This window comes from Brachybacterium sp. P6-10-X1, assembly GCF_001969445.1.
Taxonomy (GTDB): Bacteria; Actinomycetota; Actinomycetes; order Actinomycetales; family Dermabacteraceae; genus Brachybacterium.
The window spans coordinates 482,125-507,037 of the sequence record NZ_CP017297.1 but is presented as its reverse complement, the minus strand read 5'-3'; the positions used below and the strand labels follow the sequence as shown (position 1 = coordinate 507,037).

22 protein-coding genes are annotated in these 24,913 nt (G+C 71.7%); 4 read left to right on the top strand and 18 right to left on the bottom strand.

Features of this window, described 5'->3' with window-relative positions:
* Positions 1-18: 18 nt before the first annotated feature.
* The 10 genes from BH708_RS02230 to BH708_RS02190 form a co-directional block, all read right to left on the bottom strand.
* Positions 19-636 (bottom strand): hypothetical protein, encoded by a 618-nt coding sequence (locus BH708_RS02230; RefSeq protein WP_076806271.1) that lies wholly within the window; start codon positions 634-636, stop codon positions 19-21.
* Positions 633-1,106, bottom strand: coding sequence for an NUDIX domain-containing protein (locus BH708_RS02225; RefSeq protein WP_076806269.1), 474 nt, complete (start codon positions 1,104-1,106; stop codon positions 633-635). Before BH708_RS02225 ends, BH708_RS02230 begins: the two co-directional genes overlap by 4 nt.
* Positions 1,107-1,111: 5 nt before the next feature.
* Positions 1,112-1,258 (bottom strand): hypothetical protein, encoded by a 147-nt coding sequence (locus BH708_RS19670; protein WP_157235659.1) that lies wholly within the window; start codon positions 1,256-1,258, stop codon positions 1,112-1,114.
* Between the two features lie 33 nt (positions 1,259-1,291).
* Positions 1,292-1,783: a TM2 domain-containing protein gene (locus tag BH708_RS02220; protein WP_076806267.1), complete on the bottom strand. Its 492-nt coding sequence runs from the start codon at positions 1,781-1,783 to the stop codon at positions 1,292-1,294.
* A gap of 54 nt (positions 1,784-1,837) precedes the next feature.
* A complete protein-coding gene (gene der / locus BH708_RS02215) occupies positions 1,838-4,096 on the bottom strand; it encodes a bifunctional cytidylate kinase/GTPase Der (protein ID WP_076806265.1) in 2,259 nt (752 codons plus the stop codon).
* A gap of 20 nt (positions 4,097-4,116) precedes the next feature.
* A complete protein-coding gene (locus tag BH708_RS02210; RefSeq protein ID WP_076806263.1) occupies positions 4,117-5,226 on the bottom strand; it encodes a prephenate dehydrogenase in 1,110 nt (369 codons plus the stop codon).
* Positions 5,223-6,104 carry a pseudouridine synthase gene (locus tag BH708_RS02205; protein WP_076806261.1) on the bottom strand — a complete coding sequence of 294 codons (882 nt, stop codon included), beginning with the start codon at positions 6,102-6,104 and terminating at the stop codon, positions 5,223-5,225. The genes BH708_RS02210 and BH708_RS02205 overlap by 4 nt, the downstream gene beginning before the upstream one ends.
* Positions 6,104-6,976: a ParA family protein gene (locus tag BH708_RS02200; protein WP_076806259.1), complete on the bottom strand. Its 873-nt coding sequence runs from the start codon at positions 6,974-6,976 to the stop codon at positions 6,104-6,106. Before BH708_RS02200 ends, BH708_RS02205 begins: the two co-directional genes overlap by 1 nt.
* Positions 6,977-7,140: 164 nt before the next feature.
* Entirely contained in the window at positions 7,141-8,139 is a 999-nt protein-coding gene (locus tag BH708_RS02195; RefSeq protein WP_083713208.1) for a site-specific tyrosine recombinase XerD, read from the bottom strand.
* Positions 8,136-9,098 (bottom strand): heme o synthase, encoded by a 963-nt coding sequence (locus BH708_RS02190; RefSeq protein ID WP_076806257.1) that lies wholly within the window; start codon positions 9,096-9,098, stop codon positions 8,136-8,138. The genes BH708_RS02195 and BH708_RS02190 overlap by 4 nt, the downstream gene beginning before the upstream one ends.
* A gap of 318 nt (positions 9,099-9,416) precedes the next feature.
* Between BH708_RS02190 and tkt the strand changes: the two genes are divergently transcribed.
* From tkt to pgl, 4 genes are all read left to right on the top strand, one after another.
* The gene (gene tkt, locus BH708_RS02185) at positions 9,417-11,525 is read left to right on the top strand and encodes a transketolase (RefSeq protein WP_076806256.1); all 2,109 of its coding nucleotides are present in this window, start codon (positions 9,417-9,419) and stop codon (positions 11,523-11,525) included.
* Between the two features lie 170 nt (positions 11,526-11,695).
* Positions 11,696-12,808: a transaldolase gene (gene tal / locus BH708_RS02180; protein WP_076806254.1), complete on the top strand. Its 1,113-nt coding sequence runs from the start codon at positions 11,696-11,698 to the stop codon at positions 12,806-12,808.
* A gap of 76 nt (positions 12,809-12,884) precedes the next feature.
* On the top strand, positions 12,885-14,441 hold the full coding sequence (gene zwf, locus BH708_RS02175) for a glucose-6-phosphate dehydrogenase (RefSeq protein ID WP_076806252.1): 1,557 nt from the start codon (positions 12,885-12,887) through the stop codon (positions 14,439-14,441).
* The gene (gene pgl, locus BH708_RS02170; RefSeq protein WP_076806250.1) at positions 14,438-16,153 is read left to right on the top strand and encodes a 6-phosphogluconolactonase; all 1,716 of its coding nucleotides are present in this window, start codon (positions 14,438-14,440) and stop codon (positions 16,151-16,153) included. Before zwf ends, pgl begins: the two co-directional genes overlap by 4 nt.
* 112 nt (positions 16,154-16,265) lie before the next feature.
* On the opposite strand, the gene secG is transcribed toward pgl, so the two are convergent.
* From secG to uvrC, 8 genes are all read right to left on the bottom strand, one after another.
* Positions 16,266-16,508: a preprotein translocase subunit SecG gene (gene secG / locus BH708_RS02165; protein ID WP_076810674.1), complete on the bottom strand. Its 243-nt coding sequence runs from the start codon at positions 16,506-16,508 to the stop codon at positions 16,266-16,268.
* A 126-nt stretch (positions 16,509-16,634) separates the two neighbouring features.
* Positions 16,635-17,408 carry a triose-phosphate isomerase gene (tpiA, locus tag BH708_RS02160; protein ID WP_076806248.1) on the bottom strand — a complete coding sequence of 258 codons (774 nt, stop codon included), beginning with the start codon at positions 17,406-17,408 and terminating at the stop codon, positions 16,635-16,637.
* Positions 17,405-18,607, bottom strand: coding sequence for a phosphoglycerate kinase (gene pgk / locus BH708_RS02155; protein WP_157235657.1), 1,203 nt, complete (start codon positions 18,605-18,607; stop codon positions 17,405-17,407). Before pgk ends, tpiA begins: the two co-directional genes overlap by 4 nt.
* A 147-nt stretch (positions 18,608-18,754) precedes the next feature.
* Positions 18,755-19,759: a type I glyceraldehyde-3-phosphate dehydrogenase gene (gene gap, locus BH708_RS02150; RefSeq protein ID WP_076806246.1), complete on the bottom strand. Its 1,005-nt coding sequence runs from the start codon at positions 19,757-19,759 to the stop codon at positions 18,755-18,757.
* A 150-nt stretch (positions 19,760-19,909) separates the two neighbouring features.
* Positions 19,910-20,908, bottom strand: a complete 999-nt coding sequence (gene whiA / locus BH708_RS02145) for a DNA-binding protein WhiA (RefSeq protein WP_076810670.1) — start codon at positions 20,906-20,908, stop codon at positions 19,910-19,912.
* A complete protein-coding gene (gene yvcK / locus BH708_RS02140) occupies positions 20,892-22,034 on the bottom strand; it encodes a gluconeogenesis factor YvcK family protein (RefSeq protein ID WP_076806244.1) in 1,143 nt (380 codons plus the stop codon). Before yvcK ends, whiA begins: the two co-directional genes overlap by 17 nt.
* Entirely contained in the window at positions 22,031-22,927 is an 897-nt protein-coding gene (gene rapZ / locus BH708_RS02135) for an RNase adapter RapZ (RefSeq protein WP_076806242.1), read from the bottom strand. Before rapZ ends, yvcK begins: the two co-directional genes overlap by 4 nt.
* A 41-nt stretch (positions 22,928-22,968) precedes the next feature.
* Positions 22,969-24,909, bottom strand: coding sequence for an excinuclease ABC subunit UvrC (uvrC, locus tag BH708_RS02130; RefSeq protein WP_076806240.1), 1,941 nt, complete (start codon positions 24,907-24,909; stop codon positions 22,969-22,971).
* Positions 24,910-24,913 lie beyond the last annotated feature (4 nt).

The following is a 24,913-nucleotide window of genomic DNA, read 5'->3' as shown; positions in this document are numbered from 1 at the left end:
CGGACACGGAACCTTCCCTCAGGACAGGGAGCGGGCGCGGCCGACGCCCTGGATCCGTTCGGCGTCGGCGTACCGCGCGCCGGTCGGCACCTGCGCGAGCTCGAACCAGCGCGCGGCGTGCGGCAGCAGCCGCACGTCGTGCCAGGGGATCTCGAGATCGGGGTCCTGCCAGAGGGTCAGGGCGATCTCCTGCCGCCGACCGAGGGCGACCATGACCAGGCGGCGCAGCCGGGAGAGCGGGTGCGGCGCGGCGCGGGCGGCCGACGGGATCGCGACCACTCCCCCGAGCGCGAGCGGCCAGACCGTCTCGCCCCAGTGCAGGGCGGCGCGCTCCGGGGTGCCGGCGATGACGGCCGGCGGGCGCAGGTCTCCGGCGGCGACCGGCACCCGTTCGATCGCGGTGCCGCGCTGGAGCACCTCCCGCTGGACCCACGCGCCCGGCAGCACGAGCCGGCCCTCGACGGCGACGTCGACCAGCAGTGCATCGGCGAAGGGCCGCAGCACCTCACCGAGCGTGCCGGCGCGGACCATGTCGCGCTGCGGCGCAGCGATCACCCGCACCACGGCCAGGTCTCCTTCGCGCGGGGTGAGCGCGATCGTGACCCGGGTCCCGGGCAGGGGCTCGACGGAGCTCATGCGCGGAAGCGCGCCGACAGGCCGTCGGCGAGGGCGAGCTGGAGCTGCTCGGTGAAGCGCGTGTTCAGCAGGGGAGGTTCGCCGATCGGGAACCAGCGTGCCTCGGTGTTCTCCCCGTCGGCCGGGACGGGCTCGCCGCCGGTGTGCTCGCACAGGAAGCACAGGTCCAGGTACTGGGCGCGGTCGCCGTTCGGATGGGTGATCGGCGGCAGCGTGCGCACGTCCAGCAGGCGCAGCGGGGTGCAGTCGACCCCGGCCTCCTCGGCGACCTCGCGGACCGCGGCCGCCGCCGGTTCCTCGCCCGGGTCGATGATCCCGGTCACGGGGGTCCAGGCGCCGTTGTCCGCCCGACGCACCGCGAGCATGCGGGCGCGCTCGCGATCGAGCACGATCGCGGTGACGCCCGGGAGCCACAGCAGCTCATGACCGATCTTATCTCGCAGGGCGAGCACGAAATCAGGGGCGGCCATGCGCCTCAGCCACCCGTCAGCGGGATCGGCGTCACGCCGAGGACCACGCCCACGACGGTGACGTCCGCGTCCAGCCGGATCGCGTGGGGTCGGATCGCGTGGGGCCGGAGCGCGCCGAGATCAGCGGTGGGGCCCGGGGACGGGTAGCTCATCGTGAAGGTCCTCGTGGGTCGCGGGATGCGGCGTCAGTCAGCCAGGGGGCGGCCGTGCGCATCGCGCTGGAAGGACTCCGACCTCGCGAGCACCAGGGTGCCCTCGACGAGCCCCCAGATCTGGACGAACGGGTACAGCAGGAAGCAGCTGAGCACGCTCACCAGGACCTGGACCAGCCCGATGGTCGTGTACCCCATGAGGAACCGGTGCACCCCGAGGCCGCCGAAGAAGATGCCCATCAGGCCGACCAGCAGGCGGCTCTGGCCCTGCCCACCGGGAACGCCCGGCGCAGCACCTGCGGGAGCCGGTCCGCCGGGGCCCGGCTGCGGGACACCGGAGCCGTAGGGGCCCGCCGCACCGGAGCCGTAAGGGCCCGCCGCACCGGGGCCGTACGGGCCCGAGGCCATCGGGAAGCCGTCGCCCGCCGGGGACCAGGTCTGCCGGTCCGAGCCGTACGGATCCTGCCGGCCGTCCTGCGGCCCCCCGTGGGGGTCCCAGGGGCCGTGGTCGTTCGAGCTGCTCATGGGGCCCACACTACTGGCTGTCCTGACGTGTGCCCACTCACGGCATGCCTGTGATCAGCGTCGTCTCTTCTCCCGGATCCGCACGCCGATGACGATCGGGGAGCCGGTGAACTCGAAGTCCTCCCGCAGGCGCCGCTCGATGAAGCGGCGGTATCCGTGTTCGAGGAATCCGCTGGCGAAGATGACGAAGCGGGGAGGACGGGTGCGTGCCTGCGTCGCGAACAGGATCCTCGACTGCTTGCCGCCCCGGAGCGGGTGCGGGTGCGCGGCGACCAGCGCGCCGAGGAAGGCGTTCAGGCGACCGGTGGGGATGCGTCGGTCCCAGGACCGGAGTGCCTCGTCCAGGGCGGGGACCAGCTTCTCGGCGTGACGCCCGGTCTCGGCGGAGATGTTGACCCGGGGGGCCCAGGCGACGTGGCCGAGATCCTGCTCGATCTCCCGTTCGAGCTGGGCGTGGCGCTCCTCGTCCAGTAGGTCCCATTTGTTGAAGGCCAACACCAGTGCCCTGCCGGACTCGAGCACCATGTCGATGATCTTGAGGTCCTGGGTGGAGATCGGCTCGTTCGCCTCCAGGAGCACCACGGCGACCTCGGCCCGGTCCAGCGCGGCGCGCGTGCGCAGCGAGGCGTAGTAGTCCGCGCCCTGCGACTGCAGCACGCGACGCCGGATGCCCGCGGTGTCGACGAACGTCCAGTCCCTGCCGCCGAGGGTGATCCTCTCGTCGACCGGGTCGCGCGTGGTGCCGGCGACGTCGTCGACGACGACCCGTCGCTCCCGCGCGAGGCGGTTGAGCAAGGACGACTTGCCGACGTTCGGGCGGCCCACCAGGGCGATGCGGCGCGGACCACGATCGACGGCCCCGCCCCGACCCTCCTCGGGCATCGCCTCGAGCATCGCGTCCAGCAGATCGCCGGATCCGCGGCCGTGCAGCGCCGAGACCGGGTGCGGCTCCCCCAGCCCGAGGTTCCACAGGGCGGCGGCCTCGAGCTCTCCGCGCTGGTCGTCGACCTTGTTCGCGACCAGCACCACCGGACGGTCCGCGCGGCGCAGCACCCGCAGCAGCTGCTCGTCGGTCGTGGTGATGCCGACATTCGCATCGACGATGAACAGCACGACGTCGGCCAGGGAGACCGCGACCTCGGCCTGCTCGGCCACCCGGTACGCCATGCCCTGGACGCGGTCCTCCCAGCCTCCGGTGTCGACCAGCCAGAAGTCCTTGCCGGACCATTCGGCCTCGTAGAACACGCGGTCGCGGGTGACCCCGGGCTGGTCCTCGACCACGGCCTCGCGCCGGCCCAGGATGCGGTTGACCAGGGTGGACTTGCCGACATTCGGCCGGCCCACGACGGCGACGACGGGCAGGTTCCGCGGCGCGGCGGCCGGCGCGGCATCGCCGTCGCCGCCCTCGAGCAGCTCCCGGTCCGTCTCGTCCAGCTCGTAGTCCTCGAGACCGACCCGCAGGGCGGCCTCGAGCTCCTGATCCGAGGAGCCGTCGGGATCGGCGGCAGCGGACCCGGGCCACGCGGGCGCCGATGCGGCAGGTGCCGCCTCCGCGCTGCCGTGCAGCTGCTCCTCCCGGGCGGTCTCGGCGGCGGCGACACGCATCAGCACCTGTTCGACGACGTCCTCGATCCCGAGCCCGGTGGTGTCGACCGTGTCGACCCCTTCGGCGGCGGTGAGGAACTCGGAGACGGTGGAGTCGTCCCGATCCCGCCGCAGCACCTGGTCGGCCATCCGGGCGCGGGTGTCCGCGCTGTCCTCGAGATCCAGCTCGGCGGCGCGGCGACGCATGCGCTCCTCGTCGGAGGCGGTCAGCAGCACGCGGACGTGGGCATCGGGGGCGACGACGGTGGTGATGTCGCGGCCCTCGGCGACACAGAACCCGCGGGCGTCGGCGGTGGCGAACAGGACCTCGCGCTGTCGGCGCTGCAGGATGGCGCGCACCAGGGTGTTGGTGGCGACGTCGCTGACCCGCTGGGAGATGCGCTCGGTGCGGATCTCGGCGGTGATGTCGATGCCCCCCACGACGACGGTCGCGCCGGCGGGATCCGTGCCGAGGTCCAGGTCGATCGCCTCGGCCACCGCGGCGACGGCCTCGCGGTCCGCCAGGTCGACGTCGCCGTCGAGGCAGCTCCAGGTGACGGCACGGTACATCGCCCCGGTGTCGAGGATGCCTCCGTCCAGCGCCTCGGCGACGAGCCGGGAGACGCTCGACTTGCCCGAGCCGGCCGGGCCGTCGATCGCGATGGTGATGCCCTGGCCGAGGCCCGGGCTCGCGGGGGCGGAGGGGTCGTGCGGAGCGCTGGTGTGCATCCGGCAAGGATACGGGGCGCTCAGGCGTCGGCGACCCTCCACCCGCGTTCCGCGAGAGATCTCGTGAGCAGGTCCTCACGGGCGGCGTCCACGGCGACGTGGGCGAGGCCCACCTCCCGACCCAGCTCGTGCTCCAGGCGGAGGTCCTCGAGATTGACCCCGATCTCGCCGATCTCGGTCAGCAGGCGGGCCAGCTCCCCGGGGCGGTCCGGCACCAGCACGGTCAACGTCGCGAAGGCGTCCGTGGCCCCGCCGTGCTTGCCGGGGATGCGGCGCACCCCGCGGTTCCCGTCGGCGATCAGCTCCGCCAGGGCCCGCCGGGAGCCGACGGCCGGGTCCGGGTCCCCCTGCATGGTCCCCAGGGCCGCGAGCACGTCGTCCAGCCGCGTGCGCACCTCCTCGAGCACCGTCGAGACGGCCGCGGCGTTCGCCCCGAGGATCTCGACCCACAGCCGCGGATCGGAGTCGGCGATGCGGGTGGTGTCGCGCAGCCCCTGCCCGGCCAGTGCGAGGGCGGCCTCGTCGGGTGCGAGCAGGCTCGTGGCCAGCAGACTGGCGAGCACCTGCGGCGCGTGGGAGACGTGGGCGACGGCGAGGTCGTGGGCGGAGGGCCGCATCACGACGGGGACCGAGCCGATCTCGGTGGCCAGCCCCTTGAGCGCGCTGACCGCCTCGGGCCGGGTGTCCTCGTGGGGGGCGACCACGAAGGGCCGGCCCTGGAACAGGTCGCCGCGGGCGGCGATCACCCCGGAGACCTCGCGGCCGGCCATGGGGTGCGCCCCGATGTACCGCGGCAGGTCCTCGGGGTCGGCGTGATGGCGCACGCCCTCGAGCACGATCTGCTTGACGCTGGCGACGTCGGTGACCAGGGCCCGGGGCCAGCGGCGCAGGCTCTCGGCGACGATCCGCGCGGTCACGTCCGGCGGGGCGGCGACGACCACGAGGGCGGGGTCGGGGTCCTGCGCGGTGGGCGCGGTGCCGACGCCGAGCTCGACGGCCAGCGCGGTGGTGCCCGGGGAGACGTCCTCGACCTGCACCCGGGCACCGGAGCGGCGCAGCGCCATCCCGAGGGATCCGCCGATCAGCCCGGTGCCGATGATCCGCACCGGGGACGGCACCAGTGCGGTCACAGCCCGACCTCGGCCATCAGGGTGCCGAGCTCCCGACCGGTCAGCTCGCGGGTCTCCCCCGCGCCGAGGTCACCGAGGAGCACGGGGCCGATCCGCGTCCGCACCAGGGTGGTCAGCTCGAAGCCCTGGGAGGCGAACATGCGCCGCACGATCCGGTTGCGGCCCTCGTGGAGCGTGACCTCGACGACGGCCTCCCGGCCGTCCTGGGCGAGCACCCGGGCGGAGTCGGCGCGGGCCGGGCCGTCGTCGAGCTCGACGCCGTCCCGTAGCGTCCGCACCAGGGACCGCGGCGGACCGCCGGGGGCGTCGAAGCGGCAGACGTAGGTCTTCTCGACCAGGAAACTGGGGTGGGTCAGCCGGTGTGCGAGCTCGCCGTCGTTCGTCAGCAGCAGCAGACCCTCGGTCTCGTAGTCCAGCCGACCGACGTGGTAGAGCCGCCGGGCGAAGCGCTCGGAGAACTCGGTGAGGTCGCGACGCCCCTCGGGGTCGCTCATCGCGGAGACCACGTGCCGGGGTTTGTTCAGCACGACGGTCAGCTTCTCGGTGTCCAACTGGAGGCGGCGGCCGTCGACATGGACCACCTGGGTCGCGGGGTCGATCCGCACGCCCTGCTCCTGCACGCTCGTCCCGTCGACCGTGACCCGCCCCGTCGAGATCAGCGTCTCGCAGGCCCGCCGGGACCCGAAACCCGCCCGCGCCAGGACCTTCTGCAGCCGCTCCCCTCCCTCGCGGTGGAGGTCGCCGTCCGAGCCCTGCTCCTCGGGTGCCGCAGCCACGCGAGCACCCTGGTCGTCGCGCAGGCGCACGGTGCGTGGCGGGGTGAAGGCGCTGCGGCGGCGTCTCCCGCGCCCCGTCGCCCCGGAGCCCTTCGTCGCCATCAGGCGGCCGCGCCGCGGGAGATCAGCTCCCGGGCCAGCTGCCGGTAGGCGTCGGCGCCCTTCGTCGAGCCGGCGAAGGAGATGATGGGCTCGGCGGCCACGGAGGCGTCGGGGAACTTCACGGTGCGGTTGATGGTCGTGTGGAAGACCTTGTCGGGGAAGGCCTCCACGACGCGCTGGCAGACCTCGCGGGCGTGCAGGGTCCGGGGGTCGAACATCGTGATCACGATGCCGTCCATCTCCAGGCGCGGGTTGATGCGGTCCTGGACCTTCTCGATGGTCTCCACCAGCAGGGCCACGCCGCGCAGCGCGAAGTACTCCGCTTCCAGCGGGATCATCACGCCATGGCTGGCGGCGAGCGCGTTGACGGTCAGCAGGCCCAGGGACGGCTGGCAGTCGATGAGGATCACGTCGTAGTCCTCGGCGACCGGGCGCAGCACCCGCGCCAGCGCCATCTCGCGGGCGACCTCGTTGACCAGGGTCACCTCCGCGGCGGAGAGGTCGATGTTGGCCGGCAGCACGTCGACGTCGTCGGTGCCGGTGGAGCGGATCACGTCGCGCACGTCGTGCCCCCGCTCCATCAGCAGGTTGTAGACGGTCACGTCGAGGTCGTAGGGGTTCACGCCCATCCCGGCGGTCAGCGCGCCCTGCGGGTCGAGGTCCACCAGCAGCACCTTGCGCCCCAGCTCCGCGAGCGCGGCGCCGAGGTTGATGACGCTGGTGGTCTTGCCCACCCCGCCCTTCTGGTTGACCATCGAGATGATCCGGGCCGGTCCGTGGTCGTCGAGCGGGGCTGGCTCCGGCAGCTCCGGCATCGGACGGCCGGTGGGACCGAGGTCGATGTCCAGCTGCTGGTTGGAGGTCGAGCTCACGTCGGTGTCCTGTCGTCGGCGTCGTGGTCTGGTGCGCGGCCGGGAGATGCCGCCCCGTGCACGGTACGGGACGGGCCCCAGCCCCGGGAGCGACGGTTGCGGGCAGCCGTCGGCGTCAAGGGGACGACGGCCGTCGCGGGGCGAGGTCGTCGTGGGAGTCAAGTCTAAGCCCCTCGTCGGGCCCGAGGATGGGCTCCGGCATGGGTCTCCCGCAAGGAATCGACCGTGACCTGCGTGTACAGCTGGGTCGTGGTGACCGAGGCGTGCCCCAGCAGCTCCTGCACGCTGCGCACGTCCGCTCCCCCGTGCAGCAGGTGCGTGGCGTAGGAGTGGCGCAGCGTGTGCGGGCTGATCGGCTCGGGAAGATCCGCGAGGTCGGCCTCCCCGGCTGCCCGCTGCACGACCTGCCAGGCCGCCTGCCGGGTCAGCCGGGTGCCCCGGGACCCGAGGAAGACGGCGGGAGTGCCGGCGCCGCGGCGCGCGAGCGTCGGCCGCCCGCGGGTGAGATAGGCGTCCAGCGCCTCGAGGGCGTACCGCCCCACGGGCACCACCCGCTGCTTGTCCCCCTTGCCCCGCAGGATCGCGGAGCGCTGGTCGCGGTCGACGTCGTCGAGGTCGAGGCCCGTCGCCTCGGAGATGCGCGCCCCGATCCCGTAGAGGATCTCCAGCAGCGCCCGGTCCCGCAGCGCCCGTTCTGCGGCGTCGCGCCCGGTCCCGGGGCGTCCGGCCGCCTCCAGCAGCGCCTCGACCTGATCCAGGGCCAGCGGGTGCGGCAGCCGCCCGGGCAGGGAAGGGGTGGGGACCACGCGGGTGGGGTCCCCGGTGCGGGAGACCCGCTCGTCGTCGAGGAAGGCGTGCAGACCCCGGACAGCGGCCAGGGATCGCGCCGCCGAGGCGGCCGAGTACATGGTGCCCCCGTCGACCCCGGTGCGCAGGGCCTGCAGCCAGGCGGTCAGCCGTTCCGGCTCGACCGCTGCGAGGTCGACGTCCTCGCGGGCGAGATGACGCAGGTAGCGCTCGAGATCGCGCCGATAGGCGGCCAGCGTGTTGGCGGCCAGTCCGCGCTCGATGCGCAGATGGCTGAGGTACTGCTCGAGGATCCGCCGGTCCCCGGGGCGCAGCGACGGCTCCCCGAAGGGGTTCGGACCGCCGCCGGGACTCACAGGTGCACGAAGGGATCGATCGCGAGGGCGACGAACAGCAGCGTGAGGTACGTGATCGACCCGTGGAAGACGACCATCGGGCCGAGCTTCTTGCCGCTGAGGCCCTTGCCGACCCGGACCGTGTAGCGGATGACCAGGAAGGCGAACCAGGCGCCGACGGCGACGGCGCTGACGGCGTAGACCCATCCGGTGTGTCCCAGCGGGATGATCGCCAGGCTCGCGGCGATCATCGCCACGGTGTGCATGACCATCTGGCGGGCGACGGTGGTGCGGGAGGCGACCACGGGGAGCATCGGCACCCCGGCGGCCGCGTAGTCGCGATTGAACTTCTCGGCCAGCGGCCAGTAGTGCGGCGGGGTCCAGAAGAAGACCACCAGGAACAGCAGCACGGCGGTCCAGGAGACGGTGCCGGTCACGGCCGACCAGCCGATCAGCACCGGCATGCAGCCGGCCACTCCGCCCCAGACGATGTTCTGGCTGGTGCGGCGCTTGAGGATCATCGTGTAGAAGACGACGTACAGCAGGATCGCGCCGACGGCGAGAGCAGCCGAGGCCCAGTTGACGAGCACGCCCAGCCAGATCGCCGAGATCACGGAGAGGGACAGGCCGAAGACGAGGGCCGCACGGGGCGAGACCGCCCCCGAGGGGATCGGCCGATGGCGGGTGCGCTTCATCATCGCGTCGATGTCCCGCTCCAGGAACATGTTCAGCGCGTTCGCGCCGCCTGCCGCCAGATAGCCCCCGACGACCGTCGCCATGATCAGCCACAGGGACGGGAAGCCGCCCGCCGCCAGGAACATGGTGGGGATGGTGGTGATGAGCAACAGCTCGATGATGCGGGGTTTCGTCAGCGCCACGTACGCCCCGAGCACCGACCGCGCCGTCCGATCATGGCGCCGAGGGGTGCGATCACCGCCCTGACCCGAGTCCCGGACCGAAGCTCCCTGGGTGGCGGTCACCGCCCACCGTCCTTCCTCCTGAGCGCGACGCTGCCGTCGCGTGAACCCGACCAGTCTAGTCGCTCGCCCCCTGAGGTCCCAGTCACCACGGAGGTGAGTCCCGGCACCGTCGGCGCGCCGGGGACCCGAGGGGCACGGACGTCCGCCCGGAGGGCAACAGGCTGGACCAAGATGTGCGGCGGGCCTGCTCGCATTAAGGTGGACCCGTTGCTCCGCGCGCGGTCCCGACGTCGCAGGACGCCGGTCGGGCCGCGCCGAGCGGAGCAGTCCATCCGAGCGGCCGCAGCGGCCGCACTCCGGTGAAAGGAAGCACTCGACGTGACCGAAACGTTCAAGGCCCCCGAGGGCTGGACCGAGCTCGACAAGCGGGCGGTGGACACCGTCCGCGTCCTCGCCGCGGACGCGGTGGAGAAGGTCGGCAACGGCCACCCCGGCACCGCGATCAGCTTGGCACCCGCCGCATACCTGCTCTACCAGGACCTGATGCGCCACGATCCCACCGATGCGCGCTGGCTCGGGCGCGACCGCTTCGTGCTGTCCGCCGGCCATTCCAGCCTCACCCAGTACATCCAGCTCTACCTCGGCGGCTTCGGCCTCGAGAAGAAGGACCTCGGGGAGTTCCGCACCTGGGGCTCGAAGACCCCGGGGCACCCCGAGAACTTCCACACCCGAGGCGTCGAGGTCACCACCGGCCCTCTCGGCCAGGGCATCTCCTCCGCCGTCGGCATGGCGATGGCCCAGCGCCGCGAGCGCGGCCTGCTGGACCCCGAGGCCGCGCCGGGCACCAGCCCCTTCGACCACTTCACCTATGTGATCGCCTCCGACGGCGACCTCCAGGAGGGTGTCAGCAGCGAGTCCAGCTCGCTCGCCGGCACCCAGAAGCTCGGCAACCTCATCGTCCTGTGGGACGACAACGAGATCTCCATCGAAGGCGACACCTCCATCGCCTTCCAGGAGGACACCGCCGCTCGCTACGCCGCCTACGGCTGGGACGTGCGCACCGTCGACTGGAGGAACGGCGGCACGGCCGATTCTGTGTACGTCGAGGACGTCGCCGCGCTGAAGGCCGAGATCCTCGCCGCCCAAGAGGTCACCGACAAGCCGACGTTCATCCGCCTGCGCACCATCATCGGCTGGCCCATCCCCGAGCTCGCCGGCAACCACGCGGTGCACGGGGCCAAGCTCGGCACCGAGGCCGTCGCCGGGTTGAAGGAGGTCCTCGGCTTCGATCCGCAGCAGCAGTTCCAGGTCGACGAGGACGTGCTGGATCACACCCGCTCCCTCGCCGAGCGCGCCGCCGTCGCCAAGGCCGAATGGGACACGGGCTACCAGGCCTGGCGCTCCGCGAACGCCGAGGCCGCCGCGCTCCTGGACCGTCTGCGGGCCCGGGAGCTCCCCGCGGGCTTCGCCGAGGCGTTCCCGACCTTCGAGGCCGATGAGAAGGGGCTCGCCACCCGCGCCGCCTCCGGCAAGGTCCTCGAGTCCCTCGCCCCGGTGATGCCCGAGCTGTGGGGCGGTTCCGCCGACCTCGCCGGCTCGAACAACACCACCATGAAGGGCGAACCGTCCTTCCTCCCGGCGGAGTACGGCTCCGCCGAGTTCGCCGGGGACGAGTTCGGCCGCACGCTGCACTTCGGCATCCGTGAGCACGCCATGGGCTCCATCCTCTCGGGAATCTCCCTGCACGGCCTGACCCGCCCCTACGGCGGCACCTTCTTCCAGTTCGCCGACTACATGCGCGGCGCCGTGCGCCTCGCCTCGCTGATGAAGGTCCCGGCCACCTACGTGTGGACCCACGACTCCGTCGGCCTGGGCGAGGACGGCCCCACCCACCAGCCGGTCGAGCACCTGGCCGCCTACCGCGCGATCCCGAACCTCTCGATCGTGCGTCCGGCCGATGCCAACGAGACCGCGCAGGCGTGGAAGGCGACCCTCGAGCGGGACCGCGGCCCGGTCGGCCTGGTCCTTTCCCGCCAGGCGATGCCCACGTTCGACCGCAGCGAGTACGCCGGGGCCGAGAACCTCGTCAAGGGCGGGTACGTGATGAAGGAGGCCTCCTCGGGTGCCCCGCAGGTCATCCTCATCGGCACCGGGTCCGAGCTGCAGTACGCCGCCGAGGCGCAGAAGCAGCTCGAGGCCGAGGGCGTGCCCACCCGTCTGGTCTCCATGCCGTCGGTCGAATGGTTCGACGAGCAGGACGAGGCCTACCGCGAGTCCGTGCTGCCGTCGTCGGTGACCGCCCGCGTCACCGTGGAGGCCGGCATCGCGATGCCCTGGTATCGCTTCCTCGGCGCCCACGGCCGCGCCGTCTCGCTCGAGCACTACGGGGCCTCGGCCGACGCGAAGACCCTCTTCCGCGAGTACGGGTTCACGGCCGACGCCGTGTTCGCCGCCGCGAAGGAGTCCCTCGCCGCCGCCGGCGCCTGACCGGTCGCGGGGCGGGGCCTCCGGGTCCCGCCCCGCGACCTCTCCCCCGCCCTCGTCCGGTGCACGACCGGGTTCCTTCCGCCACGGCGCGGAAGAGGATCCGTCCTTCGTACGTTGACGAGGGTGACAGCAGTTCGATGCAGGGCGCGCCGCGCCCGGAAGGAACGCATATGACTCAGAATCCCCGCACCCAGGCCCTCTCCGACGCCGGAGTCTCCATCTGGCTGGACGATCTCTCGCGCCAGCGGATGTCCTCGGGCAACCTGCAGGAGCTCATCGACACCCGCAACATCGTCGGGGTGACCACCAATCCCTCGATCTTCCAGTCCGCGATCTCCGGTCGCTCCGAGTACGACGAGGACATCGCCCGCCTCGCCGGCGAGGGCAAGGACGTCGACGCGGTCGTCGAGGTGCTCACCACCGACGACGTCCGCAGCGCCGCCGATCTCTTCTCCGACCTGCACTCCTCCACCGACGGCGTCGACGGCCGCGTGAGCATCGAGGTGGACCCGCGTCTGGCGCACGAGACCGAGAAGACCGTCGCCCAGGCGAAGCACCTGCACGAGGTCGTCGGCCGGGAGAACGTCTTCATCAAGATCCCGGCGACGAAGGAGGGCCTGCCGGCCATCACCGCGACGATCGCCGCGGGGATCAGCGTCAACGTGACGCTGATCTTCTCCGTGGATCGCTACCTCGAGGTCGTCGACGCCTACCTCAGCGGCCTCGAGCAGGCCGCCGCGGCCGGCAAGGATCTCTCGAAGATCCACTCGGTGGCCTCGTTCTTCGTCTCCCGCGTGGACGCGGAGATCGATGATCGCCTCGCGGCCCTCGGCGGGGAGGCGGAGACGCTGCGCGGCAGCGCCGCGCTGGCCAACGCCCAGGTCGCCTTCGGCCGCTATCTCGAGGCCTTCGACTCCGGGCGCTTCGCGGCGCTGGCCGAGAAGGGTGCCAACACCCAGCGGACCCTGTGGGCGTCCACCGGTGTGAAGAACCCGGACTACCCGGATACTCTCTACGTCGACGAGCTCGTCTCGTCCCCGAGCGTGAACACCATGCCGGAGAAGACCCTCGACGCGGTCGCGGACCACTCCGAGCCCGCCCCGGCCCTGACCGCCGAGAAGGCCGTCTCCGCCTCGTCAGTGCTCGATCGGGTCGAAGCCGCCGGCGTCGATCTGGCCGACGTCTACGCCGTCCTCGAGCGCGAGGGCGTCGAGAAGTTCGAGAAGGCCTGGGAGGGTCTCCTGGAGACCGTCTCGGCGTCGATCGACGACGTCAGCGCCTGAGAGTTCACGGCGAGCACGGTCCTGCCCCGAGGGGCGGACCGTGCTCTCGTGAGTCCGTGTCCGAGAAAGGACGACCGTGACCGATACCAGCACTGCCCCGCTCGGGGCGGAGGACGTCGCCAACCCGCTGCGCGATCCTCGCGACCGCCGCCTCCCCCTCATCGCCGGCCCCAGCTCCATGGTGATGTTCGGCGTCACCGGCGATCTCGCCCGCAAGAAGCTCCTGCCGGCGATCTACGACCTCACCCACCGCGGTCTGCTGCCGCCCAGCTTCGGCCTGGTCGGCTACGGCCGCCGGGACTGGTCCGACGACGACTTCGCCGACTATGTGCGCAAGAGCGTCTCCGAGCACTCCCGCACCGGCTTCTCCGAGAGCGTCTTCGAGCAGCTCCGGGGCGGCCTGCGCTTCGTCACCGGCACCTTCGACGACACGGCCGCCTTCGAGCGGCTGACCGAGGTCGTCGGCGAGCTGGACCGCACCCGCGGCACCGGCGGCAACCACGCCTTCTACCTCTCGATCCCGCCGGACGCGTTCCCGCAGGTCTGCGAGCAGCTGGCGAACTCCGGGCTGAACACGCCGCGGGACGGCTCCTGGCGCCGCGTCGTGATCGAGAAGCCCTTCGGCCACGACCTCGCCTCCGCCCGCGAGCTCAACGACGTCGTCGAGAAGGTCTTCCGCCCCGAGGACGTCTTCCGGATCGACCACTACCTGGGCAAGGAGACCGTCCAGAACATCCTGGCGCTGCGCTTCGCCAATCAGATGTTCGAACCGGTCTGGAACGCCGGGTACGTCGACCACGTGCAGATCACGATGGCCGAGGACATCGGCATCGGCTCGCGCGCCGGGTACTACGACGGCATCGGCACCGCGCGGGACGTCATCCAGAACCACCTGCTGCAGCTGCTCGCCCTGACCGCGATGGAGGAACCGGTCTCCTTCCGCGCCTCCGATCTGCGCGCGGAGAAGGAGAAGGTGCTCTCCGCGCTCGAGCTGCCCGAGGACCTCGGGGCGCACACGGCCCGGGGCCAGTACGTGGGCGGCTGGCAGGGCGGCGAGGAGGTCCGCCCCTACGTCGAGGAGGACGGGATCCCCGAGGACTCGGTGACGGAGACCTTCGCCGCTCTCCGACTGGACATCGCGACCCGCCGCTGGGCGGGCGTGCCGTTCTACCTGCGCGCCGGCAAGCGTCTGGGGCGTCGGGTCACCGAGATCGCCCTGGTGTTCAAGCGGGCCCCGTTCCTGCCTTTCCGCTCCACCGACACCGCGGACCTGGGCCAGAACGCGATCGTCATCCGCGTCCAGCCCGACGAGGGCGTGACGATGCGCTTCGGCTCCAAGGTGCCCGGCACCCAGATGGAGGTGCGGGACGTGACCATGGACTTCGCCTACGGCATGAACTTCACCGAGGAGTCCCCCGAGGCCTACGAGCGGCTGATCCTGGACATGCTCCTGGGCGATCCACCGCTGTTCCCGCGGCAGAAGGAGGTCGAGCTCAGCTGGAAGATCCTCGACCCCATCACCGAGTTCTGGGCCGAGAACCTGAAGCCGGCGCCCTACCGCCCCGGCAGCTGGGGCCCCGACACCGCCCACGAGATGCTCGCTCGTGACGGACGTACCTGGAGGCGACCGTGATCACCACCCTGACCGACACCACCGCATCATCGATCGACAAGAAGATGATCGAGATGCGGGAGACCTTCGGCGCGAACACCATCGGCCGGGTCCTGACCCTGATCATCATCGCCACCGGAGACATCGAGGAGCCCCTCGAGGCCGCCATCAGCGCGAGCCACGAGCACCCCGCCCGGGTGCTGGTGGTCGATGCCGATCCCGAGGCGGAGACCTCCGGTCTCGACGCCGAGATCCGCGTGGGGCGCGACGCGGGCGCCGGCGAGATCGTCATCCTGCGAGCCCGCGGCGACCTCATGGCTTCGCTGGACACCCTGGTCATGGCGCTGCTGCTGCCCGACGCCCCGATCGTCACCTGGTGGCCGGAGGGCGCCCCGTCCTCCCCCGTCCACGACGTGCTGGGCTCCATGTCGCAGCGTCGCATCACCGACTCCGCCGCCTGCGCGGGACCGATCGACACGCTCAAGCGGCTGCGCCGCGGGTACACCAGCGGCGACTCGGATCTGGCGTGGTCGCGCCTGACCCGCTGGCGCGGGCTGGTCGCCAGCGCCTTCGAGGTTCCGCCGGTGACCGTCCCGCAGCGGGTGGAGGTCTCCGGCGCTCCCGGGAACCCCTCGGTGGTCCTGATGGCCGCCTGGCTCTCGCACAGCCTCGGGGTCGATGCCCGGATCGTCGAGAGCTCCTCGGGCGAGACGGGCACCGCCGGTGTGCACGGGGTGCGGCTCATCCGCGAGGACGGGGCCATCGACCTCACCCGCGTCAGCGACGAGGCCATCGTGATGACCCTTCCCGGCGACGACAGCGGCCAGCACGTCACCATGCCCCGCCGCACGCTCGACGAGCTGCTCGCCGAGGAGCTGCGACGGCTGGATCCCGACGAGGTCTACGGCGAAGTCCTCGCCACGGCCTTCAGCGCGATCGATGACTCCGGCACCTACGCCAGCGGCAAGCCCGAGCCCACCGACACGGTCCTCGCCGACGGGGCGGAGGTCGCCACGGCAGCCGCCGAGGCCACCGCGTCCCAGCTGGCCACGGCGCTGGAGAAGCGCAACCTCGCCCACCTCGTGGTCACCGGCGGAACCGTCGGCACCGCCACGGCCCGGGCGCTCCCGGCCACGCTGGCCGCCGCCGAGGTCGACGTCTCCCGCCTCCACATCTGGTGGGGCGACGAACGCTACGTGGACCCGGACTCGAGCGAGCGCAACGAGGTCGCCGTGCGATCCGGGCTGCTGGAGCCGCTGCAGGAGGCGGGGATGCCGCCCCGGAACATCCACGCGATGCCCTCCCCCGCCGACGGCATGTCCCTGGAGGAGGCGGCCGCCTGGTACGGCCAGCAGCTCGACCAGTCCGGCGGCGACGAGCCGTTCCGCACCCGCGGCCGGGCGTTCTTCGACGTGCTCCTGCTGGGTGTGGGGCCGGACGGGCACATCGCCTCCCTGTTCCCCGAGCACCCGGACCAGCGACAGGTCGGGGCGACCGCGGTCGCGGTCAGCAACTCCCCGAAGCCTCCGCCGGAGCGCATCTCGCTGACCTGGCCGGTGCTGAACTCGGCGCGCCACGTCGCACTGCTGGTCGCCGGCGAGGAGAAGGCCGCCGCGGTCGCCGCTGGCCACGGGGACATCGAGCCCTGGGTGCTCCCGGCGTCGGCCGTGCGGGGCCTGCACTCGACCACCTGGTTCCTGGATCGGGCGGCGGCCTCGCAGCGGACCCGCTGAGCCGACCGCTCAGCCGGCGGCCGCATGAGCTGCGGCGACACGGACGACGGGCCGGTCACCACCTCGGTGACCGGCCCGTCGTCGTGAATTCGGTGGGCTCAGCAGTGAGCGCTCACAGGAAGCGCTCGACCACTCCGAGGCCGACGCAGGTCAAGCCCCACAGCACGCAGATGGTCACGGTCAGCCGGTTGAGGTTCCGTTCGGCCACGCCCGAGGCGCTGGCCGAGGAGGACACGCCGCCCCCGAACATGTCGGACAGGCCGCCGCCGCGTCCCTTGTGCAGGAGCACGAGCATGATGGCCAGGAGGCTGAACACGGCCAGCAGGATCTGAAGGATGAGCTTCAGCAGGGGCAGATCCACGGGGCGGAGCACCTTCCACGATGATGTCAGGACCGATCCAGCATACGCCACGGGCCGGGCCCCTCAGGGACCCGGCCCGCGTGGCACGCCTCTCGCTCAGCGGCGATCGATCGGCTCGACTCAGCCCTGGAAGCCCGCGATCTTCGCGAACTCCTCGGCCTTGAGCGAGGCGCCGCCGACGAGGGCACCGTCGACGTCCTCCTTGCCCATCAGCTCGACGACGTTGGAGGACTTCACGCTGCCGCCGTACAGGACACGCACGGCGTCGGCGACCTCGTTCCCGTACAGGGAGCGCAGGGCGTCACGGATCGCGGCGCACACCTCCTGGGCGTCGTCCGGGGTGGCGACCTCACCGGTGCCGATGGCCCAGACCGGCTCATAGGCGATGACGATCTGCTTCGCCTGCTCGGCGTCCAGACCCTCCAGACCGCCCTCGAGCTGCGCCAGGGTGTACTGGACGTGCTTGCCGGCCTGACGCTCCTCGAGAGGCTCGCCGACGCACAGGATCGGGACCAGGCCTGCGGCGAAGGACGCCTTCACCTTCGCGTTCGTGACCTCCTCGGTCTCGGCGTGGTACTGGCGACGCTCCGAGTGCCCGACCGTCGTGTAGGTCGCGCCGAGAGCCTTCAGCATGGAGCCGGAGACCTCCCCGGTGTAGGCGCCGGACTCGTGCGGGGAGACGTCCTGGGAGCCGTAGGAGATCGGCAGCTTGTCGGCCTCGACCACCATCTGCACGGTGCGGAGGTCGACGAACGGGGGCAGCACGGCGACCTCCACCGCGTCCGTGTCGACGCCCTTGAGCTGGTCGCCCAGCTCCTCGACCAGGGCCAGGCCCTGCTTCCAGTCGAGATTCATCTTCCAGTTGCCCGCCATCAGCGGGGTACGGGTGCTCACTTGGTGTCCTCCTCGAGGATCGAGATGCCCGGCAGGTCCTTGCCCTCGATGAGTTCGAGGCTCGCGCCGCCGCCGGTGGAGATGTGCGAGAAGAGGGATTCGTCGAATCCGAGGGTGCGGACCGCGGCGGCGGAGTCGCCGCCGCCGACCACGGTGTAGCCGTCGGCCGTGGCCAGGACGTCGGCGACCGCCTTGGTGCCGCCGGCGAAGCTCTCGAACTCGAAGACCCCCATCGGGCCGTTCCAGAAGACGGTGGCGGCATCGGCGATCTTCTCGCCGAACAGCGTCGCCGTCCTGGGGCCGATGTCCATGCCCTCCTGGTCGGCCGGCATGGCGTCGGCGGCGACCACGGAGGCGGGGGCGTCGGCCGAGAACTCGGGGGCGACGACGGTGTCGACCGGCAGCACCAGCTCGACACCGTTGCGCTCCGCCCGCTCCATGTACTCGCGCACGACGTCGAGCTTGCTCTCGTCCAGCAGCGAGTCGCCGACCTCGTAGCCCTTCGCCTTCTGGAAGGTGTAGGCCATGCCGCCGCCGATCAGGAGCCGGTCCGCCTTGCCCAGCAGCGCATCGATGACGCCGAGCTTGTCGGCGATCTTCGCGCCGCCGAGGACGACCACGAAGGGCCGCCGCGGCTCGTCGGTGACCTTGCGGAGCGCCTCCACCTCGCGCAGCACCAGCTCGCCGGCGGCCGCCGGCAACAAGGTCGCCAGCTCGTAGACCGAGGCCTGCTTGCGGTGGACGACGCCGAAGCCGTCGGAGACGAAGGCGTCCCCGAGCGAGGCCAGCGCCTTCGCGAAGGCGAGGCGCTCGCCGTCGTCCTTCGCGGTCTCGCCGGGGTGGAAGCGAAGGTTCTCGAGCACGGCGACGCGGCCGTCGGCGAGGGAGTCGACGACCGCTCGCGCGGAGTCGCCGACGGTGTCGGTCGCGAAGGCGACCTCCTGGCCGAGCAGCTCGCCGAGCCGGCCGACGACGGGCCTCAGGGAGTACTCGTCCTCCGGGACACCTTTCGGGCGGCCGAGGTGGGAGATCACCACCACCCGGGCGCCGGCCTCGACGAGCCGGGTGATGGTGGGCAGGGCGGCCTGGATGCGGCCGTCGTCGGTGATGGTGGTCCCGTCCAGCGGGACGTTGAGATCGGCGCGGACGAGCACGCGTCGGCCGCGCAGCTCTCCGAGCGCATCGATGGTCTTCAGCACGGTGGTGGTTCCTTCGGGTCGTGGCCGTGCGGCAGCGGGGTGCGCACGAGGCCGTCGGACGAGCGGAGCCCGCCGGGCACCGACCCCTCGGGGTGGCGACCGGCGGGCTCCGGGGATGTCCTGGTCGTCAGGACGGGACAGCGAGGATCAGAGGGACTTGCCCACGAGCTGCGAGAGCTCGACGAGGCGGTTGGAGAAGCCCCACTCGTTGTCGTACCAGGAGAAGATCTTCACCTGGTTGCCGATGACCTTGGTCAGCTGCGCGTCGAAGATCGCGGAGTGCGGGTCGCCCTCGATGTCCTTGGAGACGATCGGGTCCTCGGTGTAGCGCAGGACGCCCTTGAGCGGGCCCTCCGCGGCCTTCTTGACCGCGGCGTTGACCTCTTCGGCGGTGACCTCGCGGCTCGCCTCGAAGGTCAGGTCGGTGATCGACCCGGTGGGGACCGGCACGCGCAGCGAGTAGCCGTCCAGCTTGCCCTTGAGCTCCGGGAGAACCAGCGCCACGGCCTTGGCCGCACCGGTGGTGGTCGGGATGATGTTCAGGGCGGCGGCGCGGGCACGGCGCGGGTCCTTGTGCGGGCCGTCCTGCAGCACCTGGTCCGAGGTGTAGGCGTGGATCGTCGTCATGAGGCCCTTGACGATCCCGAACTCGTCGTTCAGAACCTTGGCCACGGGAGCGAGGCTGTTGGTGGTGCACGAGGCGTTGGAGACGATGGTGTGCTTCGCCGGGTCGTAGTCGCCTTCGTTGACACCGATCACGAAGGTCGCGTCCTCGTTCTTCGCCGGAGCGGAGATGATGACCTTCTTGGCACCGGCCTCGAGGTGGGCCTTGGCCTTCTCGGCGTCGGTGAAGATACCGGTGGACTCGATGACGACGTCGGCGCCGATCGTGCCCCACGGGATGTTCTTGGGGTCGCGCTCGGCGAACGCCTTGAAGGTGGTCTCGCCGACGGTGATCGAGTCCTCGTCGTGGGAGACCTCGTAGGGCAGCACACCACCGATGGAGTCGTACTTGATCAGATTCGCGAGCGTGGCGTTGTCCGTGAGGTCGTTGACCCCGACGATCTGGATGTCAGCCTTCTGCTCGAGCGCGGCGCGCAGGTAGTTGCGCCCGATGCGACCGAATCCGTTGATTCCGACCTTAATGGTCACGGTTCCTCCTTGATTCGCAGATTCGCAGAGGATCTGCGAAATGCGAGTACTGGCAGTGGCGCGCACGCCCTCGTACGCTCGGACGGCGCCGGCGGTGACCGACGACCGCCGCAATCCTATCAATGCCCGGGGGCCCGGGAACGAATCGTGTCACGCCCCGGGATCCGGAGACGCCGGCAGCTGCCCCTCGTCGACCTCCTCATCGGTCCCCGGGAGTCCCAGATCCTCCGCCCGCTTGTCGGCCATCGCCAGGAGCCGGCGGATCCTCCCGGCGACGGCGTCCTTGGTCAGCGGCGGATCAGCGAGGTGTCCGAGCTCCTCGAGGCTGGCCTGGCGATGCTCCAGGCGGAGTCGGCCGGCCGCCTGCAGATGCTCGGGGACCTCGTCGCCGAGGATCTCCAGCGCCCGCTGGACGCGCTGGCCCGCGGCCACCGCGGCCCGAGCGCTGCGGCGCAGATTGGCATCGTCGAAGTTCGCCAGGCGGTGAGCGGTCGCCTTGACCTCGCGCTTGGTGCGGCGTTCCTCCCAGGTCCGCACGGTGGACCGCGCGCCCATGCGGGACAGCAGCGTCGAGATGGCGTCGCCGTCGCGGAGCACCACCCGGTCCGCGCCCCGGGCCTCGCGCGCCTTCGAGGCCGCGCCCAGGCGCCGCGCGGCGCCGACCATCGCGAGCGCCACCTCCGGACCGGGGCAGGACAGCTCGAGCGCCGAGGAGCGTCCCGGTTCGGTCAGGGTGCCGCGGGCGAGGAATGCGCCGCGCCAGGCGGCCTCCGCATCGACCGCGGCCCCGCCGACGACGAACGGCGGCATCCCGCGCACGGGCCGTCCGCGGGCGTCGAGCAGCCCGGTCTGCCGTGCGAGCATCCCGCCCTCACGGTCCACCCGCACGAGATAGCGGGTGGTGCGTCGGATCCCGGCCGGCGCGAGCACCGCGAGATCGGCGCGATGCCCGTACATGTCCCCGATGATCGCGTGCAGTCGGCGCGCGACCGCCGCGGAGTCCAGCTCCGCCTCGACCACGACCCGTCCGGCGACCAGGTGCAGCCCGCCGGCGAAGCGCAGCATCGCCGCCGCCTCCGCCTTGCGGGCCGAGGGCCGTGTCACCTCGAGGTGGCTCAGCTCCTCCTTGGCCTCACCCGTCAGCGCCATGCAGGTCCTCCTCGTTCGATGGGGTCGCGGCCGTGGCCGCGCCGTAGGTCGTGCCGTGCGTCGTGCCCGGGGCCGTGGTGCCGGGGGTGGGCTCGACGTCGCCGTAGGCGTCGTCGAACAGGTCCCGGTAGGCGGCGGCCAGGCGCACCGGGTCGTGATGGGGCCGCCCGTCCCCGACGCTGACCTGACGCAGCAGCGCCCGGATCCCGCGGGACTCCGCGGCCTGGGCGAGCACGAGGGCGTCGTCGAGCGTCGTGGGGTCGGCGACCAGGGCGTCGAAACGGCAGCCGTCGGCCCGCTCCAGCAGCACATCGAGCATGTCCAGACTGGTCATCCCCTCGGCCTCCTGCGAGCCCACCGACAGATTGGTGGTGATGCAGCGCCGGCCCGGGCTGGTGCGGATCGCCTCGGCGATCTCGGGGATCATCAGGTGCGGCAGCACCGAGGTGTACCACGAGCCGGGCCCGACGATGATCCAGTCGGCCCGGCCGATGGCCTCGAGCACCGCCTCGGGAACCCGGGGCCGCGGCGGCACCAGACGCACCTCCTCGACGCGCCCCTCGGCCGTGGCGACCTGCCACTGACCGCTGATGGAGCGCACCGTGCCGTCCGTGCCGCGCACGCGGGCCTCGATGTCCAGCGGCTCCAGCGCCATGGGCAGCACGCGGCCCCGGGCGCCGAGCAGCTCCGCCATCTGATCGAGGCCCTCGATGGGGTCCTCGAGGATCTGCCACAGGGAGACGATCAGGAGGTTGCCCAGGGCGTGCCCGTCCAGCTCGCCCTCGGTGGCGAAGCGGTGCTGGATCACGTCGCCCCAGATGGATCCCCAGTCGGAATCCTCGCACAGCGCGGCCAGCGCCATCCGCAGGTCGCCGGGGGGCAGCACCGGCATCTCGGTGCGGATCCTGCCGGAGGAGCCGCCGTTGTCGGCGACCGTGACCACCGCGGTGATGTCGTCGGTCAGCAGGCGCAGGGCCCGCAAGTTCGCGGCCAGGCCGTGACCTCCGCCGAGCGCGACCACGCGCAGCGGCCGCTGCGGGTCGCCGCGACGGCCGCGGCGGGCGCTGGCGGAGCGGTCGGCGGTGCGCAGTCGGTGCCCGCCCGAGCGGGAGGCGATGGTGCTCATTCACGCCCCAGATCGCGGTGGCGGATGCGGACGGCGTACCCGGCCGAGCGCAGCTGGTCCCCGAGGCTCTCGGCCACGGCGACGGAGCGGTGCTTGCCGCCGGTGCAGCCGATCGCGAGGGTCGTGAAGTGCTTGTTCTCGGCGCTGTACCCGCGCAGCACGGGCGTGATCATCTCCAGATACTTGGTGACGAACTCCCCGGCGTTGGCATCGCCGAGGACGACATCGGCGACCTCGCGGTCGGTCCCGCGCAAGGGTTTGAGCTCGGGCACCCAGTACGGGTTGGGGATGAAGCGCACGTCGCTGACGTGGTCGGCCTCCAGCGGGATCCCGTACTTGAACCCGAAGGACAGCATGGTCACCGTCAGCCGCTGCTCCTCGCTGGTGCCGAAGACGGAGCGCATCTTCATCGTCAACTGGTGCACGTTCAGCGGGGAGGTGTCGATCACGAGATCTGCCATGCGCCGGTAGGGCGCGAGCATCTCGCGCTCGCGGCGGATCCCCTCGAGCACCCCCTCGTCTCCCTGCAGCGGGTGGGGCCGGCGCACGGAGTCGAAGCGGCGCACCAGCGTGGACTCGTCGGCGGTCAGGAACAGCAGGCGCAGGCGGAGGTCGGCACGGCGCAGCTCGGCGACCACGTCGGAGAGCTCGGAGAAGAACGGCCCGGAGCGGGGGTCGACCACCACCGCGAAGCGGTTCTCGCGGCCGACGGCGCTGGCGCGCAGCTCGTACAGGGTGGTGATCAGCTGCGGGGCGATGTTGTAGACGACGTACCAGCCCATGTCCTCCAGGGCGTGCGCGGCGGTCTCCCGACCGGCACCGGCGAGGCCGGTGATGATGACGATGTCCCCGGTCGCATCGGAGCGGGGCGCCGTCGAGGGATCATCCTGCATGGGAGATTCCTTCCAGGGTCGTGGGCTGCGCGGGGACCGGGTCAGCGGTCGAGGATCTCGCCGGTGGCCATGTCCACCGCGACGTCGAGCGAGTCCTCGTCCGTCCTGTCGTGCCTCACGGCGTCGGTGTCCGTCGCCTGGTCGGATCGTAGCGCGGCCAGCAACTGCGCGGCCAACGCGGGACCGATCCCATCGACCTCCTCGAGCTGCTCCTGGCTCGCCTCCCGGATCGCGGAGACGGTCACGAAGCGGTCCAGCAGGGCGCGGCGCCGGGCGGGGCCCAGGCCCGGGATGCCGTCCAGGGCGCTGGCCTGCATGGCCCTGCCCCGTTTGGAGCGGTGGTAGGTGATCGCGAAGCGGTGGGCCTCGTCCCGCAGGCGCTGGACGAGGAACAGGGCCTCGCTGGTGCGCGGCAGGATCACCGGGTACTCGTCCCCCGGCAGCCAGATCTCCTCGAGTCGCTTGGCGATGCCGGCCAGGGCGATGTCGGTGATCCCGAGCTCGTCGAGCACGCGCTGGGCGGCGGCGACCTGCGGGGGCCCGCCGTCGACCAGGATCAGGGAGGGCGGATAGGCGAAGCGCCGCGACTCCTCCTCGGTCTTCTCGGGCGGGTCCAGGTGACGCTTCAGGCGCCGCGTGAGCACGTCGTGCATCGAGGCGGTGTCGTCGCGCGCGGCGGCGCCGGTGACCGAGTAGCGGCGGTACTCGCTCTTCTTGGGCAGGCCGTCCTCGAAGACCACCTGGGAGCCGACCACGTTGGTGCCCGAGGAGTGGGAGATGTCGAAGCACTCGATGCGCAGCGGGGGCTCGGCGAGCTCGAGCGCCTCCCCCAGGTCCTCGAGCGCCTTGGTGCGGGCGGTGAGGTCGCCGGTGCGCTTCAGCCGGTGCAGGCGCAGCGCGTCGGTCGCGTTCTCGGTGACCGTGGCCAGCAGGTCCTTCTTCTCGCCGCGCTGCGGGATCCGCAGGTCGACGGCGCGACCGATCAGCTCCAGCACCTGCTCGCGGTTGGTGGGCTGGACGGGGACGAGCACTTCCTTGGGTGCGGTGCCCTCGGTGTACAGGGTGGTCAGGGCCCGCTCGACGAGATCGGGCGCGGTGGAGTCGTCGAGGATCTCGGCGGTCCAGCCGCGCTGGCCGCGGATCCGGCCGCCGCGCACGTGGAAGATCTGGATGGAGGCCTCGAGCTCGTCCTGGGCCAGGCCCACGAGGTCGGCGTCGGTGGCGTCCGAGAGCACCACCGAGTTCTTCTCCATGACCTTGTCCAGCGCGGCCAGGTCGTCGCGCAGCCCGGCGGCGGTCTCGTAGTCCATCGCCGCGGCGGCATCGCGCATCTGCCGTTCGATGCGGCGGGTGTAGGTGGCCGTGTTGCCGGCCATGAAGTCCGCGAACTGCTCCGCGAGGCGCCGATGGTCGTCGATCGAGATGTCTCCGACGCACGGCGCGGCGCATTTGCCGATGAAGCCCAGCAGGCACGGGCGGCCGGAGCGCTCGGCCCGGCGGTAGACACCGGGGGTGCAGGAGCGGATCGGGAACACCCGCAGCATCAGGTCGAGGGTCTCCCGGATCGCCCCCACCTGCGGGTAGGGCCCGAAGATCAGATCGCCCTTGGCTCGGGGTCGACGGGTGATGTGCACCCGCGGAACCTCCTCCCCCATCGTGATCACCAGGTAGGGGTAGGACTTGTCGTCGCGGAACTTGACGTTGAACCGCGGATCGAACTCCTTGATCCAGGTGTACTCCAGGGTGAGGGCCTCGACCTCGGTGCCCACGACCGTCCACTGCACGCTCGCGGCCGTCGTGACCATGCGCCGGGTGCGCTCATGCAGCACCGCGAGGTCCTGGAAGTAGTTGACCAGTCGCTGGCGGAGGTTCTTCGCCTTGCCGACGTAGATGACCCGCCCGTGCTCGTCACGGAAGCGGTACACCCCCGGCCTCGTGGGGATGGAGCCGGTGGCAGGGCGATAGGTGGATGGGTCAGCCATCGTC